The sequence below is a fragment of the Streptomyces sp. NPDC014764 genome (assembly GCF_043082785.1).
GTDB lineage: Bacteria > Actinomycetota > Actinomycetes > Streptomycetales > Streptomycetaceae > Streptomyces > Streptomyces althioticus.
On record NZ_JBIBXY010000002.1, the window covers coordinates 374,215 to 391,716 of the forward strand.

Annotated in this window: 14 protein-coding genes; 6 read left to right on the top strand and 8 right to left on the bottom strand. The window is 73.6% G+C overall.

All coding sequences use genetic code 11. The features are described 5' to 3' along the window. Positions 1–606: 606 nt before the first annotated feature. Together ACF1AG_RS06800 and ACF1AG_RS06805 are read left to right on the top strand one after the other, a co-directional pair. On the top strand, positions 607–1,047 hold the full coding sequence (locus ACF1AG_RS06800; RefSeq protein WP_359602333.1) for an SRPBCC family protein: 441 nt from the start codon (positions 607–609) through the stop codon (positions 1,045–1,047). A 116-nt stretch (positions 1,048–1,163) separates the two neighbouring features. Further along, positions 1,164–1,886 (top strand): DinB family protein, encoded by a 723-nt coding sequence (locus tag ACF1AG_RS06805; protein WP_359602331.1) that lies wholly within the window; start codon positions 1,164–1,166, stop codon positions 1,884–1,886. Between the two features lie 453 nt (positions 1,887–2,339). Here the strand turns inward: ACF1AG_RS06805 and ACF1AG_RS06810 are convergent, their stop codons facing one another. The 5 genes from ACF1AG_RS06810 to ACF1AG_RS06830 all read right to left on the bottom strand — a co-directional run bounded on the left by ACF1AG_RS06810 (position 2,340) and on the right by ACF1AG_RS06830 (position 9,226). After that, a complete protein-coding gene (locus ACF1AG_RS06810) occupies positions 2,340–3,488 on the bottom strand; it encodes an XdhC family protein (RefSeq protein WP_391809404.1) in 1,149 nt (382 codons plus the stop codon). A gap of 47 nt (positions 3,489–3,535) precedes the next feature. Then, complete coding sequence (locus ACF1AG_RS06815) at positions 3,536–4,993, bottom strand: NCS2 family permease (protein WP_359602328.1); 1,458 nt, start codon at positions 4,991–4,993, stop codon at positions 3,536–3,538. A 371-nt stretch (positions 4,994–5,364) separates the two neighbouring features. Next, positions 5,365–7,749, bottom strand: coding sequence for a xanthine dehydrogenase family protein molybdopterin-binding subunit (locus ACF1AG_RS06820; RefSeq protein WP_391809405.1), 2,385 nt, complete (start codon positions 7,747–7,749; stop codon positions 5,365–5,367). 2 nt (positions 7,750–7,751) lie between these two features. Then, complete coding sequence (locus tag ACF1AG_RS06825; RefSeq protein WP_391809406.1) at positions 7,752–8,336, bottom strand: (2Fe-2S)-binding protein; 585 nt, start codon at positions 8,334–8,336, stop codon at positions 7,752–7,754. Continuing rightward, positions 8,336–9,226 carry a xanthine dehydrogenase family protein subunit M gene (locus ACF1AG_RS06830; protein WP_359749478.1) on the bottom strand — a complete coding sequence of 297 codons (891 nt, stop codon included), beginning with the start codon at positions 9,224–9,226 and terminating at the stop codon, positions 8,336–8,338. The genes ACF1AG_RS06825 and ACF1AG_RS06830 overlap by 1 nt, the downstream gene beginning before the upstream one ends. Before the next feature lie 341 nt (positions 9,227–9,567). On the opposite strand from ACF1AG_RS06830, the gene ACF1AG_RS06835 reads away from it, so the two are divergent. Continuing rightward, the gene (locus ACF1AG_RS06835; RefSeq protein ID WP_359602321.1) at positions 9,568–11,262 is read left to right on the top strand and encodes a PucR family transcriptional regulator ligand-binding domain-containing protein; all 1,695 of its coding nucleotides are present in this window, start codon (positions 9,568–9,570) and stop codon (positions 11,260–11,262) included. A gap of 273 nt (positions 11,263–11,535) precedes the next feature. Next, positions 11,536–12,303, top strand: coding sequence for a hypothetical protein (locus tag ACF1AG_RS06840; RefSeq protein WP_359602375.1), 768 nt, complete (start codon positions 11,536–11,538; stop codon positions 12,301–12,303). 452 nt (positions 12,304–12,755) lie between these two features. Here ACF1AG_RS06840 and ACF1AG_RS06845 read toward each other — a convergent pair whose 3' ends face one another. Next, a complete protein-coding gene (locus ACF1AG_RS06845; RefSeq protein WP_391809407.1) occupies positions 12,756–13,592 on the bottom strand; it encodes a GntR family transcriptional regulator in 837 nt (278 codons plus the stop codon). A 167-nt stretch (positions 13,593–13,759) separates the two neighbouring features. On the opposite strand from ACF1AG_RS06845, the gene ACF1AG_RS06850 reads away from it, so the two are divergent. Both ACF1AG_RS06850 and ACF1AG_RS06855 read left to right on the top strand, forming a co-directional pair. Beyond that, positions 13,760–14,632 carry a (2Fe-2S)-binding protein gene (locus ACF1AG_RS06850; protein ID WP_391809408.1) on the top strand — a complete coding sequence of 291 codons (873 nt, stop codon included), beginning with the start codon at positions 13,760–13,762 and terminating at the stop codon, positions 14,630–14,632. Positions 14,633–14,969: 337 nt separating this feature from the next. Further along, positions 14,970–16,013, top strand: coding sequence for a DUF2637 domain-containing protein (locus tag ACF1AG_RS06855; RefSeq protein ID WP_359749471.1), 1,044 nt, complete (start codon positions 14,970–14,972; stop codon positions 16,011–16,013). A gap of 72 nt (positions 16,014–16,085) precedes the next feature. On the opposite strand, the gene ACF1AG_RS06860 is transcribed toward ACF1AG_RS06855, so the two are convergent. Beyond that, positions 16,086–16,511, bottom strand: a complete 426-nt coding sequence (locus ACF1AG_RS06860; protein ID WP_391809409.1) for an ATP-binding protein — start codon at positions 16,509–16,511, stop codon at positions 16,086–16,088. Positions 16,512–16,729: 218 nt separating this feature from the next. Further along, positions 16,730–17,395: a hypothetical protein gene (locus ACF1AG_RS06865; RefSeq protein WP_359607394.1), complete on the bottom strand. Its 666-nt coding sequence runs from the start codon at positions 17,393–17,395 to the stop codon at positions 16,730–16,732. Positions 17,396–17,502: the final 107 nt, after the last annotated feature.

Sequence of the window (17,502 nt, forward strand, 5' to 3'; positions counted from 1 at the left end):
GCGCGCGGGGACGGGGCGGCGCGCGGGGACGGGGCGGCGCGCGGGGAACGAGGCGCGGTCACCGGGGTCGTGCATGGGGAGTCGGCTCCGTCCCTGGGTCGGGCGAGTACTGCGGGGAGCGGGTGCCGCACGTGACCTGCGTCAAACCGTTCGGCATGGCGTGTCCCGCTTCGTGTGGATGTGCAGTGCTCCGCACCAGCGTGCACCGAGAAGGAGGTCCGCGCAGGTCGGAGGGCGGGACGGGCCGGGCGGCCGCCCGAGGGTCCGGTACCGGCTCCCCAGGGTGCGATCACCCGTACGGAGGCACGCGACAGCGGGCCACGCGACCGGGCGTACGGACCGTTCGTGCGGTCCGCGCACGCCTTCTCCCCCAGGACGGCGACGACAGCGGGGCCGCGCCGACGCCGGCGCTGACCGGGTGCACGCGCGTGGGGTCGACCCGCGCCCGGCACCGCCCGCGCGGCCGGCGTACAGGCCCGTTCGGCACCGTGGACTGCCGCGGGGCGAGCGGACCGTGGGCGTGGCGAACGGGGGTGCCCACTTCGGAGGACCGTCGCACCCATATCGCTGAGGGCGGGAGCGGCAAGGGGCTCCTAGGATCGGGACGTGGCCACCTTCGAGCTCCAGCGCACCGTGTCCCTGCCCCCTGCCGAGGCCTGGCGGCGGGTCACGACATGGCCCCGGCACGGCGAGGTGGTCCCGCTGACCCGGATCACGGTCACCACTCCCCCGCCCACCGGCGAGGGCACCCTGTTCGTCGCCCGCACAGGCGCGGGTCCGCTCGGCTTCGACGACCCGATGGAGGTCACCGCGTGGCGGCCCCCGGCGGGCGGCTCCCCCGGCTTCTGCCGGCTGGAGAAGCACGGGCGGACGGTCCTGGGGTGGGCGGAGATCGAGGTGCACGCGCGTCCCGGCGGACGGAGCCGGGTGGTGTGGCGGGAGGACGTCCGTGTGCGTTTCCTCCCCGCCGCGTGCGACGGGCTGCTCGCGCGGGCGGGACGCGTGATGTTCGGGCGGGCGACGGACCGGCTGCTGCGGCGGGGCTGAGATCCGCGGGGCCCGTCCCGGCTCCGGATTCCGTGCGCCGGAAAAGCAGTCGCGTCCCGCGGCACGGGGACACTACCTTCCGGGTTGCATCTGCCCCGACCACGGGAAGGCCTGGCATGGGCACCGAGGGCGCACGGACCGACCGCTTGAGCATTCTGCTGGAGCAGTTCGACAAGGCGACGGACATGGCCCGTGCGCGACTGTCGGGACTGGGCGACGAGGAGTACCTCTGGGAGCCGGTCCCCGGCTGCTGGTCGATCCGGCGGCGCGGCGAGGCGGTGACACCCAGGGCCTTCGGGCCCGGCGAGTGGGTGCTCGACCTGGGAGACCCGGACATCCCGGCGGGCGAGTACGCGGAAGTGGCCCGGCAGGCGGCCTCCGGGATGAGCGTCGAGAAGATCGCCGAGGACTGGAGCGTGAGCTTGGCGCGGGTCGAGGAGGTCCTCGCCCACACCGGGGAACCGGAGCCGGACGACACGCCGCTCACGACCATCGCGTGGCGGCTGAACCACTTGCACTACGAGTTCGCGGGCGGCTGGGAGTGGGCCTTCGGCGAGCGGCGGCAGGACCCGAAGCAGATGGTCGACTTCACGCCCTGTGCCGCCGTCGCGGTGGCGCGGTTCTGGGAGACCGTCGACCGGTGGCGGGCCGCCGTGGGCGCCGTCACCGAGGAGCAGCTCGACACGATCGGCTTCTCGCAGTACCCCTACGGTTCCGACCCCGACGAGCCGTTCGTCCGCGTGATCGCGGGAGCCGGCCTGGAGTTCGTGCACCACATGGCCGAGATCGCGCTCCTGCGGGACCTGTGGCGGGTCCGGCACGCGTGGTCGGGGCGGTGACCTGACCGGGGGCCACGGGCCCGCGCGGCGATCGCGGCACCGTGTGGTGGACGGAAGCCGCTCAGGACACCGGCGCGACGCCGGCGGGCCGGCAGATCCCACAGCCTGATGGACGGGCGCGCCAGCCCTTTCCACGCCCCGGGGGACGGATCCGCCGGCCGACACCCGGACGGTGACGGCCCGGCTGCTCCGAACACCGGCGCGATGCCTGTGGGCCGGCCGATCCCACGGCCTGGTGACGGGCGTACGGATCACGCCCCTCCACGCCCCGGGACGGATCCGCCGGCCGACGTCCGGACGGTGACGGCACCGCCGTTCAGAACACCGGTGCGGCCCGGAAGGTGACCGGCCGGGGGCCGCCGAGCCACCGGGCTGATGCGGCGGGCGGGTGACCGGCGGGGGGCCGCCGAGCCACCGGGCTGATGCGGTGGGCCGGTGACCGGCGGGGGCCGTTCAGGCGACCGAGCCGATGGTGCCGGTCGGGGGCCGGGTGTCGTGGTGGATGGGGGTGTGCGCGCCCGTGAGGGCGGCGCCCGTGCCGCCCCGGCGGTCGGCGACGATCTCCGCCGCGATGGACAGGGCCGTCTCCTCCGGGGTGCGGGCGCCCAGGTCGAGACCGATCGGGGACCTGAGCCGGGCCAGCTCCAGCTCGGAGACGCCGGCCTCACGGAGGCGCGCGTTGCGGTCCAGGTGGGTGCGGCGCGAGCCCATCGCGCCGACGTAGGCGACCGGCAGACGCAGCGCCAGCTTCAGCAGCGGCACGTCGAACTTGGCGTCGTGGGTGAGCACGCACAGCACCGTGCGGGCGTCGACGTCCGTGCGGGCCAGATACTCGTGCGGCCACTCCACGACGATCTCGTCCGCCTCCGGGAAGCGCGCCCGGGTCGCGAACACCGGCCGCGCGTCGCACACCGTGACGTGGTGGCCGAGGAACTTGCCGACCCGTACCAGCGCCGCCGCGAAGTCGATCGCGCCGAACACGATCATCCGGGGCGGCGGCACCGACGTCTCGACCAGCACGGCGACCGGCGCCCCGCAGCGCGAGCCCTCCTCCCCGATCTCCACGGTGCCGGTGCGGCCCGCGTCCAGGAAGGCACCCGCCTCGGCGACGACCGTGCGGTCCAGCTCCGGATGCGCACCGAACCCACCCTCGTACGAGCCGTCGGGGCGGACCGTGAGCGCGCGGCCGCGCAGGTGGCCGGGGCCTTCGACGACCCGCGCGAGCGCCGTCGCCCGCCCGCCTGCCGCCGCGGCGAGCGCGGAGGCCAGCACGGGGCGGGCGGGGTCCGAGGACCGAACCGGGGTGACCATGACGTCGATGATCCCGCCGCAGGTGAGACCGACGGCGAAGGCGTCCTCGTCGCTGTAACCGAACCGCTCGAGGACGGTCACGCCGTCCTCGAGCGCCCGGACGCACAGCTCGTACACCGCGCCCTCCACACACCCGCCGGAGACCGAGCCGACCGCCGTGCCGTCGGCGTCGACCGCGAGCGCGGCGCCGGCCCCGCGGGGCGCGCTGCCGCCGACGGCCACCACGGTGGCGACGGCGAAGTCACGGCCCTCGGCGACCCACCGGTCCAGCTCCTCGGCGATGTCCAGCATGTCTCGCTCTCCTCAACTGCGGTGACGTGAAATGCAAGGTGGATCGCTCAGCGCACCCCGAGCCAGCTCTCGATCGGGGCGAGGGCGAAGAAGACCAGGAAGACGAGGGTCAGTCCCCACATGAACGGTCCGACCTCCCGCGCCCGGCCCTGGCCGGTCCTGATCGCGACGTACGAGACGACGCCGGCGGCCACACCCGCGGTGATCGAGTAGGTGAACGGCATGACCACCACGGTCAGGAACACCGGGATCGCGGTGGCGCGGTCGGCCCAGTCGACATGGCGGGCGTTCGACATCATCATCGCGCCGATGACCACCAGGGCCGCGGCGGCGACCTCGCCCGGCACGATCGCCGTCAGCGGGGTGAAGAACAGGCACGCGGCGAAGAACAGGCCGGTGACGACGGAGGACAGGCCGGTACGGGCGCCCTCGCCGACGCCGGTCGCGGACTCGACGAACACCGTCTGGCCGGACGCACCCGAGACACCGCCGATCGCGCCGCCGGCCCCGTCGATGAACAGCGCCTTCGACAGGCCCGGCATCCGGCCCTTGTCGTCGGCGAGCTTCGCCTCCGTGCCGACGCCGATGATGGTCGCCATGGCGTCGAAGAACCCGGCCAGGACGAGGGTGAAGACGATCATCCCGACGGTCATCGCGCCGACCTCGCCCCAGCCGCCGAACTCGACGTGGCCGAAGAGGGAGAAGTCCGGCATCGACACCGCGCCGCCCTTCAGCTCGGGCGGGCCGCTCGCCCACTGCTTCGGGTCGATCACGCCGAACGCGTTGAGCAGGACGGCGAGCACGGTGCCGCCGACGATGCCGATGAGGATGGCGCCGGGCACCCCCCGGGCCTGCAGCACGAAGACGGCGAGCAGGGTGACCGCGAACAACAGCACCGGCCATCCTGCGAGTTCGCCCGACGGGCCGAGACTGACCGGGGTGGACTCGCCCTGGTGGACGAAGCCCGCCTTGTAGAAGCCGATCAGGGCGATGAACAGCCCGATGCCCATGGTGATGGCGTGCTTCAGGGCGAGCGGGATGGCGTTCATGATCATCTCGCGGAGGCCGGTGACGACCAGCAGCATGATGACCACGCCGTACATCACGCACATGCCCATCGCCTGCGGCCAGGTCATCTCCGGGGCGACCTGGGAGGCGAGGACGCCAGACACGGAGAGGCCGGCGGCCAGGGCGAGGGGGACCTTGCCGAAGAAGCCCATGAGAAGCGTGGAGAGGGCGGCGGCGAAGGCGGTCGCGGTGATGAGGGCGGTGGGGGCGAGGGTGTTCCCGGCGGCGTCCTCGCCGGACAGGATCAGGGGGTTGAGCAGGAGGATGTACGCCATCGCCATGAAGGTGGTGGTGCCGCCGCGGAGTTCGCGGGCGAGGGTCGATCCTCTGTGGGTGATGTGGAAGTAGCGGTCGAGCCAGGACCGTCCGGCCGGGACGCGGGATCCTGGTCCCGCGTCCTCGGCGGTGGTCGTCGGTTCGAGTGACTGTTGGGTCATGTGGGCCTGCTCCCAAGGTTCATAGGGGCACCCGGGCCCCACCGTGGATGGCGGGGACGGGATTTGGGGAGGTGCACGACCCGGGGGACGGCCCGAGACGAACGTGGTACGCCTGAACGGCGTTGGTGTGCCCTGCGGCGACCGGGGCTGAAGCGCCCTCAGGCGGATGCGGGCCCTTGCAGCGGGCGTGACGGCAACGCGCCTTGAGGGGCGCGGGGAACTGCGCGACCAGCCACGGAGAACCCGCACCCGGCGTTGGCGGGGTGCCGCTGCGCCCACTCGTGCCGCCCTGGGGGTCCCCCCAGGCCCTTCAAGGCACTGGGGGAGGCACGAATGCCCGCAGCTGGGGGGCAGCCGGCCCGCACCCCGCGTTACGACGTGCCCGTGAGGTGTTCCGGACGGACCGGTGTTCTGTTCAGCTCCAGACCCGTCGCCGTCCGGATCGCCGCCAACACCGCCGGCGTGGACGACAACGTGGGCGCCTCGCCGATTCCCCGGAGGCCGTAAGGGGCGTGGTCGTCGGCGAGTTCGAGGACGTCGACCGGGATGGTCGGGGTGTCGAGGATCGTCGGGATGAGGTAGTCCGTGAAGGACGGATTCCGCACCTTCGCCGTCTGCGGGTCGACCAGGATCTCCTCCATGACCGCCACGCCCAGTCCCTGGGTGGTCCCACCCTGGATCTGGCCCACGACGGACAGCGGGTTCAGCGCCTTGCCGACGTCCTGCGCGCAGGCCAGCTCGATCACCTTCACCAGGCCGAGTTCGGTGTCGACCTCGACCACCGCGCGGTGTGCGGCGAAGGAGTACTGGACGTGGCCGTTGCCCTGGCCGGTGCGCAGGTCGAAGGGCTCGGTGGGACGGTGGCGCCACTCCTCCTCGACCTCGACGGCCTCGTCGCCGAGGACGTCCACGAGGTCGGCGAGGACCTCGCCGCCGTCGGTGACGACCTTGCCGCCCTCCAGCAGGAGTTCGGCGTGCGCCCAGGCGGGGTGGTAGGAGCCCAGCTTGCGCCGGCCCAGTTCGAGAACCTTCTCGCGCACCAGCTCGCAGGCGTTCTTGACCGCGCCGCCGGTGACGTACGTCTGGCGGGACGCGGACGTCGAACCGGCCGAGCCGACACGGGTGTCGGCCGGGTGGATCGTCACCTGGGTGACGCCCAGCTCCGTGCGGGCGATCTGCGCGTGTACGGTGACGCCGCCCTGGCCGACCTCGGCCATCGCGGTGTGCACGGTGGCGACCGGTTCGCCGCCGACCACCTCCATGCGGACGCGTGCGGTGGAGTAGTCGTCGAAGCCCTCGGAGAAGCCGACGTTCTTGATGCCGACCGCGTAGCCGACGCCCCGGACGACGCCCTCGCCGTGCGTGGTGTTGGACAGGCCGCCGGGGAGCTGGCGCACGTCCGCGCCCTCGCTGGACTCCCACTGGCGCTCCGGCGGCATGGGCATCGCCTTGACGCGGCGCAGGAGTTCGGCGACCGGGGCCGGCGAGTCGACGGGCTGGCCGGTGGGCAGCAGCGTGCCCTGCTCCATGGCGTTGCGCTGCCGCAGCTCCACCGGGTCGATGCCGAGCTCGGACGCCAGCTTGTCCATCTGCGCCTCGTAGGCGAAGCACGCCTGGACCGCGCCGAAGCCGCGCATCGCGCCGCAGGGCGGGTTGTTGGTGTAGAGGGCGATGGCCTCGATGTCGACGTCGTCGACGGCGTACGGCCCGACGCCGAGGGAGGAGGCGTTGCCGACCACGGCCGGGGAGGCGGAGGCGTACGCGCCGCCGTCGAGGACGATGCGCGCCTTGACGTGGGTCAGCTTGCCGTCGGCGGTGGCGCCGTGCTCGTAGTACAGCTTGGCGGGGTGGCGGTGGACGTGGCCGAAGAAGGACTCGAAGCGGTTGTAGACGATTTTGACGGGCTTGCCGGTGCGCAGGGCGAGCAGGCAGGCGTGGATCTGCATGGACAGGTCCTCGCGCCCGCCGAACGCGCCGCCGACGCCGGCCAGGGTCATCCGCACCTTGTCCTCGGGCAAGCCCAGCACGGGTGCGATCTGGCGCAGGTCGGAGTGGAGCCACTGGGTGGCGATGTAGAGGTGGACGCCGCCGTCCTCCTCGGGCACGGCGAGGCCGGACTCGGGGCCGAGGAAGGCCTGGTCCTGCATGCCGAAGGTGTACTCGCCCTCGACGATGACGTGGGCGCGCCCGCGGGCTGCCTCCACGTCGCCGCGCACGATGGGCTGGCGGTGCACGATGTTGGGGTGGGGGACGTGCCCGACGTGGTGGTCGTCGCGGTCCTCGTGGACGAGGACGGCGTCGGGGGCGGTCGCCGAGGCCTCGTCGGTGATCACCGGCAGTTCGCGGTACTGCACCTGGATCTTGGCGGCGGCGCGGCGGGCCGTCTCGGGGTGGTCGGCGGCGACGATCGCGACGGGCTCGCCGTGGTGGCGGACCTTGCCGTGGGCGAGGACGGGGGTGTCCTGGATCTCCAGACCGTAGTGCTTCACCTCGGTGGGCAGGTCGTCGTACGTCATGACGGCGTACACGCCCGGGGTGGCGAGGGCTTCGGAGGTGTCGATGGAGACGATCTCGGCGTGGGCGACGGTGGAGCGCAGGATCTGCCCCCAGAGCATGTCCTCGTGCCACATGTCGGACGAGTACGCGAACTCGCCGGTGACCTTGAGGGTGCCGTCCGGTCGGAGCGTGGACTCGCCGATGCCGCCCTTGGTGCCCGAGCCTTGTGTGATCTTCGTGGGAACACCGTTCGTGGGCATGCTCAGACCCCCTCGGACTGGCGGGCGGCCGCGAGGCGGACCGCGTCCATGATCTTCTCGTAGCCGGTGCAGCGGCACAGGTTGCCGGAGAGCGCCTCGCGGATGTCCGCGTCGGACGGGTTGGGGTTGTGCTCCAGCATCTCGTCGGCGGCGACCAGCAGACCGGGCGTGCAGAAGCCGCACTGGACGGCGCCGGCGTCGATGAACGCCCGCTGCACGGGCGAGAGTTCCATGCCCTCGCCGGTCTGCGAGTCGGCGCCGCCGGCCTTCCAGCCCTTGGCCTCGTCGAGGGAGGTGCCACAGGCGCCCCCGGTCCCGCCGGCGCCGCAGGCGCGCTGCCGGGCGTGGTCGGCGAGACCCTCCACGGTGACGACCTCGCGGCCCTCGGCCTGTCCGGCGGCGACCAGACAGGAACACACGGGCACGCCGTCGAGCCGTACCGTGCAGGAGCCGCACTCGCCCTGTTCGCAGGCGTTCTTGGAGCCGGGCAGGCCGAGGCGCTCGCGCAGGACGTAGAGGAGGGACTCGCCCTCCCAGACGTCGTCGGCTTCCTGGGGGCGTCCGTTGACGGTGAAGTTGAGGCGCATTACGCGGCTCCCTCCGTGGTGCGGTGGGCGCCGCGGTACGACTCCCAGGTCCAGGTCAGGGTGCGGCGGGCCATCACGCCGACCGCGTGACGGCGGTAGCTCGCGGTGCCGCGCACGTCGTCGATGGGGTTGCAGGCGGCGGCGCACAGGTCGGCGAACTGCTTCGCCACGGACGGGGTGATGATCTTCCCGTTGTCCCAGAAGCCGCCCTCGTCCAGGGCCGCGTCGAGGAACTCCTCGGCGGCCTTCGCCCGGATGGGCGTCGGGGCGGCGGAGCCGATTCCGGTGCGGACCGTGCGGGTTTCCGGGTGCAGGGCGAGACCGAAGGCGCAGACGGCGATCACCATGGCGTTGCGGGTGCCGACCTTGGAGTACTGCTGCGGTCCGTCGGCCTTGTCGATGTGGACGGCGCGGATCAGCTCGTCGGGCGCGAGCGCGTTGCGCTTCACGCCGGTGTAGAAGTCGTCGATCGGGATGCGGCGGGACCCGCGTACGGACTCCGCCTCGACCTCGGCGCCGGCCGCGAGCAGGGCGGGGTGGGCGTCGCCGGCCGGGGAGGCGGTGCCGAGGTTGCCGCCGACGCCGCCGCGGTTGCGGATCTGCGGGGAGGCGACCGTGTGGGAGGCCAGGGCGAGCCCCGGCAGCTCGGGGCGCAGATGCTCCATGATCTTCGCGTAGGGCACGGAGGCGCCGAGCCGTACGGTGTCGTCGCCCACCTCCCATTCGTAGAGATCACCGATGCGGGTGAGGTCCATCAGGTACTCGGGACGGCGGTGGTCGAAGTTGATCTCGACCATCACGTCGGTGCCGCCCGCGATCGGCACAGCGGTGGGGTGCTCGGCCTTCGCGGCGAGCGCCTCCTCCCAGCTGGCGGGGCGAAGGAAGTCCATGACCGGCTCTCTTCTTCGTCTCGTGGGGCGTACAGATTGAGCCAATCCGTGTGCGGCGGGCCCGGCTCGTTCCTGCGGTGTTCACGTGGAGTGCGCCCAGTACACCGCCGCGTACTCCGCCCGGGTCAGTCACGGAAACCATGAAGGAGTTGGCTGGCCAACGCGGGCATCTTGTAGATTCGTATGAACGGAGAGTCCAAGTAACCTTCCGGTCTTCCTCCAGCAACGCGGGAGGCGACCGGGAGCCGGCGGAGCATGTCCGCAGGCCAGTCCCCCGGACCCCTCCCGACCACCCTTCACCCTCCCCACGGGTAACGAGACAAGGAACGGCGGCGACGAGAATGCGGCTGCGCGCACTGCTGGACACCGACGCGCTGGGCCTGAAGCTGCTCGGCGGGGAGGACGAGCTGGACCGCGGGGTGCGCGGGGTGATGACCACCGACCTGCGCGACCCCAGCCGCTACCTGTCCGGCGGCGAGCTGGTGCTCACCGGGCTCGCCTGGCGCCGCGACGCCGCCGACTCCGAGCCGTTCGTACGAATCCTGGTGCAGGCCGGGGTGGCGGCGCTCGCCGCGGGCGAGGCGGAGCTGGGGGACGTGCCGGAGGACCTGGTCGTGGCGTGCGCGCGGCACCGGCTGCCGCTGTTCGCGGTGCACGAGTCGGTGGCGTTCGCCACCATCACCGAGCACGTGGTGCGGCAGGTGTCCGGCGAGCGCGCCGGGGACCTGGCGGCCGTCGTCGACCGGCACCGGCGGATGATGACCTCCGGCCCGGCCGGCGGCGGCCCCGACGTGGTGCTCGACCTGCTCGGCTCCGACCTGGACCTGCGCGCGTGGGTGCTCTCGCCCACCGGCCGGCTGATCGCGGCGCCCAAGGAGATTGCGGGGGCGCGCGGCGGCGTGCCCGCGCTGGACGCCGAGGCGTGCGCGCGGCTCGCGGCGGAGCATCTGGCGGCCGTGCGGACCGGGCGGCGCGGCCCGCACCGGGTGGTGCTGGACCGGACGACGTACAGCCTCTTCCCGGTTCGGGGCAGCGGACACGGTCCGTCCGCCGAGCCCGGCGACCCGCGCGAGACGATGCTGGCGGACTGGCTGCTGGCGGTCGAGGCGGACGCGGGCGACTGGGCCGAGGAGCGGCTGGACCTGCTCCAGGGCGTCACCCAGCTGATCGCCGTCGAGCGTGACCGGCGGGACGCGGCGCGCACGGTGCGGCGGCGGCTCGCCCAGGAGGTGCTGGAGCTGGTGCAGACGGGCGCCGCGCCCGCGGAGATCGCCGCGCGTCTGCGGGTCGCCGCGCCGGTGCTGCTGCCCGGTCTCGGCACCGCTCCGCACTGGCAGGTCGTGGTCGCCCGGGTCGAGTGGGAGGACGGGCGCGGCGACGCCGGGCCGGTCACCCAGGCGCTGCTCGAGGAGATCCTCGTCGATCCGGCGTCGACCGGACCCGAGCCGTCCGACCGGATCGCGGTGGCGCACACCGGCGACGAGGCGATCGCGCTGGTCCCGCTGCCCTCCGTGGCCGACGAGCACGACGAGGCCGGGCCCGGTGTGCCGGCCGACGCGCTGCTGGAGTCCGTGCGGGGTCCGCTGGCGGCGGGCCTCGACGGCGACGGACGGCTCACCGTCGGCGTGTCCGCCGCGGTGCACTCGGCCGAGGGGCTGCGCGGCGCGCTGGAGGAGGCCCGGCACGCGCGCCGGGTCGCCGCGGCACGCCCCGGCCGGGTGTGCGCGGCCGGACACCAGGAGCTGGCCTCGCACGTGCTGCTGCTGCCGTTCGTCCCCGACGACGTGCGGCGCGCGTTCACCGCCCGGCTGCTGGACCCGCTGCGCGAGTACGACCGCCGGCACCGCGCCGAGCTGATCCCCACCCTGGAGGCGTTCCTCGACTCCGACGGCTCCTGGACCCGCTGCGCCACCCGCCTCCACCTGCACGTCAACACGCTGCGCTACCGCGTCGGCCGCATCGAGCAGTTGACGGGGCGTGACCTGTCACGCCTGGAGGACAAGCTGGACTTCTTCCTGGCCCTGCGCATGAGCTGAACACCGCAGGTGCAACCCCCTGGGGGCGCGAGGAACTGCGCGACCAGCCACAACCAACCCGCAACCCCCCTCACGACGGATCCAGCCACGACGGGACGCCGCTCTCCCCCGACCCGGCCACACGCCGGACTGCCGGCTTCCGCCCCGCTCCCCATGACTTTGTGAAATCCTTCACCCGCCCTCTTGGCCGGGCCCGGTGGTTCGTGCTGAGATGCGGCCACCACTCAACAGCTCGATGGCGTGCTCGGGGAGGGCAACGTGGCGCATACCGCCATGTCCGGTGACGGAACGACCGCCGAAGACGATCCCCTCCAGACGGCGGTGTGGCGGCTTCGCTCCCGCGCCTGCTGGGTGGACGCGGCCGCACTGCTCACCCCCGCCACCCCTCAATCAGCCCTCCAGCGGGCGTCGCTGCTGGTGGAGCGGTGCCTCTACACCGAGGCGGGGTGGGAGGACGCGGAGGACGCGCTGCGCACGGCGGAGGCGCTGACGCACACCGACGACGAACGGGGCGCGGCCGCTTGTGAACGCGGGTACTTGGCCTACGCCGCCACGCTGTTCCAGGTCCGGGACCGGGCCGACGAGGCGCGCGCCGCGCTGGGCCGGGCGGCCGCGCTGATCGCGCCGGGCGCGCCGGGGCGGCCGCTGCTGGACTTCCGGCGCGGGCTGATCGCGGAGAACCTCACCCGCTCCCCGCAGGCCGCCCGCGCGGCGTACCGGCGGGCCCACGCGGGCGCCACCGCCCACGCCGACCCGCTGCTGCTGTCCGCCACCTGGCGTCATCTCGCCGGACTCGCCCTGCGTGAGGGCGAGCTGACGGAGGCCCGGCACGGGTTCGCGGAGTCGCTGCGGATCCGGGAGGAGCTGGGGTACCTGGTCGGCACGGCGCCGGCCCTGGTGTCCCTGGCGGACACGGAGACGGAGCCGGAGGCCGCCCGCCTCCGCGAGGAGGCCCGCCGCCTGTTCCGCCTCCTGGGGGGAGTCCCCACCTGGCTCGCCCACCGCCTCGCCCCTCCGGAAGAGGACGCGGCGACGGCGTGAGGCGCGTTACGGGGGTCTCGTTCGGGTGAAGCCGGGGTTCGAGGCGCTTTCGGCAGCCGGGACCTCGGCGCCCTGGGGCGCGCGCCCCAGGAACCGGGGTGAGGCAGTCGTGAGGCGCGCGTCCAGGCCTCGAAGCACCCGAGAGACGTTCCGACGTCGGCACCCGCCGCACGGAAGCACGACGCCCCCGCGCGGAAGCACGACACCCCGCGCTCGATGCGCCCCGAGGCGCGGGGCACCCGGGGCCGAGGCACCCGCGGCCGAGGCACCCGCGGCCGAGGCACCCGAAAGTCCGTTCCGTGATTCGGCGCCGGCACGCGGGGAGCGGGGTTCGCCGCCCCGGGGGCGAGGGGCTCGGGGCGCTCGGGCGCGTCCGACGGTCCGGGGAGGCCGGCAGGTCCGCTCCAGGTCCGGCACGTGAGGCGGCCGGGGCGCCGGAGGGGTCGCCCCTCCTACTCCGCCCCGTTGAAGTGCTCGCCCACCAGTGCCCGCACCACATCCAGGTCGCCGGCGATCAGCGCGTCCAGCAGGGCCGTGTGCTCGTGGGCGTCGGCGATGAGTTCGGCGCGGGTGCCGCCGCCGGGGGCGCCGTCACCCATCAGGGGCCACTGGGCGCGGCGGTGCAACTCCTCTGCCACACCGACCAGTTGCTGGTTGCCGGCGAGGGCGAGGACCGCGCTGTGGAAGGCGCGGTCGGCCTCGGCGTACGTGGCGCGGCAGCCGGAGGACGCGGCGCGGACGGTGGCCTCGGCGAGCGGACGCAGTCCGGCCCACCGCTCGGGTCGCACCGTACGGGCCAGCCGCAGCATCACCGGCACCTCGAGCAGCGCGCGCACCTCCGCCAGCTCGGCCAGCTCCCGCGGACTGCGCTCGACGACCCGGAAGCCCCGGTTGGGCACGACCTCGACCGCTCCCTCCTGGGCGAGCTGCTGCATGGCCTCGCGGACGGGCGTGGCGGAGACGCCGAAGCGCTCGGCCAGCACCGGCCCCGAGTAGACCTCGCCGGGCCGCAGATCGCCGGTGACCAGCGCGGTGCGCAGGGCGGCGAGGACCTGGCCGCGCACGGACGACCGCTGGACGGCGGGCCGGGGCCGGGGAAGGACGGGCTCGCCGTGGGTGTGCTCGCCGCGCGCGGACCCCTCCCCGGCGCCGTCGGCGTCGCGGCGCCGGCCCCCCTCGCCGGCGCCCGGCTGGGCGGGCACCCGGCACCGGCTCCGCGCGGTCCCGGCGGCGGCCTCGGCGGCCTCGGCCGTCGTCCTCCCGGCGGAGCCCTGCGTGCCCTGCTTCACAAGGTCCTCCTGCGGACGTGTCGGTACTTGGGGTCATTACGGCGGGTTGGCACCTGTGCGTCAAGCACCATAAGCGCATCGGACGCCAGTTCACATCTCCGCGATGTTGGGTAAGGTGAGGCTTACCTTTTATTGCCCGGCTCCACGAGACGTGAAGGGGTGGCCCCATGGCCGTGCCCGATTCGGCCGTAGCGGACGCGTACGCCCGCCTGGCGGAGGCCTTCCCGGCCCTCGCCGTCACCGAACTCGGCGCGGCCGAGGCGGCCCCCCGGGGCGGCGGCTGGGTCGCCGCCGCCGACCTCGCCGCAGGCGAGGAGGCCCTGGACGCCTTCCTCGCCTGGGACGACACGCAGGTGCGGCGGGACTACGGACAGCAGGGCCGTCCCGACGTCATCGCCAGCTTCGGTCTGCACCGGTACGCCTGGCCGGCCTGCCTGCTGATCACCGTGCCGTGGTTCCTGCACCGCCGGGTCCCGCGCTACCCCGTGACACACGTCTCGTTCGACCGCACCGCCGCCGGACTCGCCGTCGGCCGCATGGCCGTACGCCCCGCCGGTTTCGCCTGCCTGCCGGACGACCCGGCCGCCGCCCTGCCCGGCGCGCGTGTCGTGGAGGACGAGGAGGCGCTGCGGGCGGAGGTGCGCACGGCGGTCGCCGAACACCTGGAGCCCGTGCTGGCCGGATTCGGCCCCCGGATGCGCCGGCGTGGCCGGGCGCTGTGGGGCATGGCGACCGACGAGATCGTCGAGAGCCTCTGGTACGTCGCCGGGCTGCTCGGCGAGGAGGAGCGGGCCCTGCGCGAGCTGGAGCTGCTCCTGCCGGGCGCGACGAAGCCCTACGTCGGCGCGGTGACGTTCCGCAGGCCGTCCGGGCCCGGCGGGGAAGCGGCCGTCGCCACCCGGGAGCGGGTGAGCTGCTGCATGTTCTACACCCTGCGCCCGGCGGACGTCTGCGCCACCTGCCCGCGCACCTGCGCCGGCGAGCGGACCGCGGTACGCGCCCCCGAGCAGGAGAAAGAGCTGGTCGGGCAGGCCGGTTGACGTGACGTAGGACAAGGCGGGGCGGCCGGACGGCGTAAGATCGTCCGGCCGCCCCGCCGTCGTGTCCACCGCCGGCGCGCGCGGACCGGAGCCGCGAGGTCACGAGCACTTCACGATTTCCTCACCACCCGCAGGAACCCTCCACGGAACCATCCGTACGGGTAGTCTTGTTCGAACTCAACTCCCGCCCCTCATACGGCAGTTCGAGCACAAGGCCGCCCAGGGCACCCCCCTCGCACTTCGTTGGCGGCCTCTTGCCCCGAAACCCCCTGAGGGACGCCGGGATTGGGCCACCATGGCGGGCGTTACGCCCTATCCCAATGCAAGGGACCCCTAGATGAGACTGACCGACATATCGCTGAACTGGCTGCTTCCGGGCGCCGTGCTGCTCCTGGGCATGCTGGCGGCGGTGGCGGTGCTGGCGCGCGGCAAGCGCTCCTCGGTCAAGGACACGAGCGCCGACGACTCGTGGGAGCGCAGCGAGGAGCGCCGCAGGCGCAAGGAGGCCCTCTACGGCACCGTCTCCTACGTGCTGCTGTTCTGCTGTGCGGCGGTGGCCGCCGCCCTGTCCTTCCACGGCCTGGTCGGCTTCGGTGAGCAGAACCTCGGCCTGTCCGGCGGGTGGCAGTACCTCGTCCCCTTCGGCCTGGACGGCGCGGCGATGTTCTGCTCGGTGCTCGCCGTGCGGGAGGCCAGCCACGGTGACGCGGCCCTCGGCTCGCGGATACTCGTGTGGACGTTCGCCCTCGCCGCGGCCTGGTTCAACTGGGTCCACGCGCCGCGCGGCATCGGCCACGCGGGCGCCCCGCACTTCTTCGCGGGCATGTCCCTGTCCGCCGCGGTCCTCTTCGACCGCGCGCTGAAGCAGACCCGCCGCGCGGCGCTACGGGAACAGGGCCTGGTGCCGCGGCCGTTGCCGCAGATCCGCATCGTCCGCTGGCTGCGCGCCCCCCGCGAGACCTACCGCGCCTGGTCGCTCATGCTGCTGGAGGGCGTGCGCAGCCTCGAGGAGGCGGTCGAGGAGGTCCGCGAGGACAAGCTCCGCAAGGAGCAGGAGAAGCGGCGCCGGCGGGAGCAGGAGCGCATGGAGCGGGCCCGTCTGAAGGCGATCAGCCGCGGTCACCGGGGGTTCGGCGGCCGGGGCGGGCGCGAGCTGGAGGCCACGGTGGAGCGCGAGTCCGACATGGTCGCCGCGGAGCCTGCCATAGCGGCGCCGGAGGCCCTGCCCGCACCCGCCCAGCGTCCCTCCCTGCAGCCGGTCCGCCACTCCGGCGGTGAGGCGCGGAGGGTCGACCTCACGGCCGAGGACGACACCCAGGCGCTGCCGCGTCTGGACAGCCTGGAGCGCAAGCTCAAGGACCTGGAACAGCAGTTCGGCTGACGGCCCGTACGACTCGGCCGGCGCCGTAGACGGCGCGACGCGGCGTGAGGGACGCGGTGGGAACCGCGTCCCTCACGCCGCGTCGGCGTCCGTCCCCGTTTCCCTCTCCGGTCCGAGCGCGAACCAGACGGACTTGCCCACGCCGTGCCGTCTGACGCCCCAGGCGTCGGCGAGGGACTCCACGAGCACCAGGCCCCGCCCGTTCGTGGTGTCGTTGCCCGTCCTCGGGCGCGGCCGGGGCTCGCGGGCGGTGAAGTCACGCACCTCCACGCGCAGCCCCCACGGGCCTGCGTCCGCGGTGAGAACCGCGTCGCGGTCGGTGTGGACGAGGGCGTTGGTCACCAGTTCGCTGGTGAGCAGTTCCGCGACCGCGGACCGCTCCGGATCGCACCGGTGACGTAACAGCTCACGCAGGGCGTGGCGGGACTCGGCCACCGCCCGCAGATCCGCACGCCCCAGTGTGCGCCTCAGCCGATCCGCCGAAGCCTGACCTCTCATGACCCCCGCCCGCGTGCCGACGCCGATTCCCCCACCTGCTCGAACACCTACACGGGAATGCTTGCCCGGTCGTTCACACGGCAGTCATACGGAGCGGCGGTGAGCCGTTGTTGTCCGAAGTGCAACGGCCACACAACCGTGTGCGGGGCCGTCCTCCCGACCCCCGTGGCGAGAGGACGACCCCGGCTCTCACACGGTGGTCGCGGAACTGAGGAACCTCAGTAGAGCTTGGTGACCGCCTTCTTCGCGGTCTTCCTGAACGCGGCGAGCGGGGCGTCGTCGAAGTCGCCCATCTGGCCCCAGCCGACGACGGTCACGGTACGGCCGTCACGCCCCACGGACAGCAGGTTGACGTCCGTGGCGCCGTACGACGTCTCGGTGTGCAGGCCGTGCACCGTCGCCCCCTCCTCGACGGGCAGCGTGCCGAAGAACCGGCCCTCGGCCTCGATCTCCGGGTACAGCCGCTCCAGCCGGGCGGCGCAGGTGCGGATCTCCTTGTTCAGCCGGTCCGCCAGTGCCTTGCCCTTCGCCGCGGACCCGGTCACGACGGTGACCTGCACGGCGCTGGTGTCCAGCTCGGTGTGGAACAGGCGATGCCGGTAGTCGTACGCCGGCACGCCCTCACCCAGGCAGTACGCGAGCTGCTCGGGGAAGCCGTCGGTGACCGGACCGGCGGTCCAGCCGGTCGGGTGCGGTGGCAGCTCGGACGCCGCGAGGAACCTGGGGGCGGCGGCCTTCTTCTGCGCGGACGCGCTGTTCGCCGCCGCGTTCTTCTGTACGGTCCCGCCGGGCGCGGCGCCGGCCTGTGCGGTGGCGGCCGCGCCCACGGCGAGCGCGGTGGCGGTGAGCGCGGCGAGTGCCGCGACACGGGTGCGGACGGACATGGGTGACCCCCGTGGGATGTGCGTGGTGGAATGACGACACGTGCGCCGCGGCGGCCGGGATGGTCCGTCCGGGCCGTCGGGGCGGTTCGCCGTGGTCAGAGCATCCG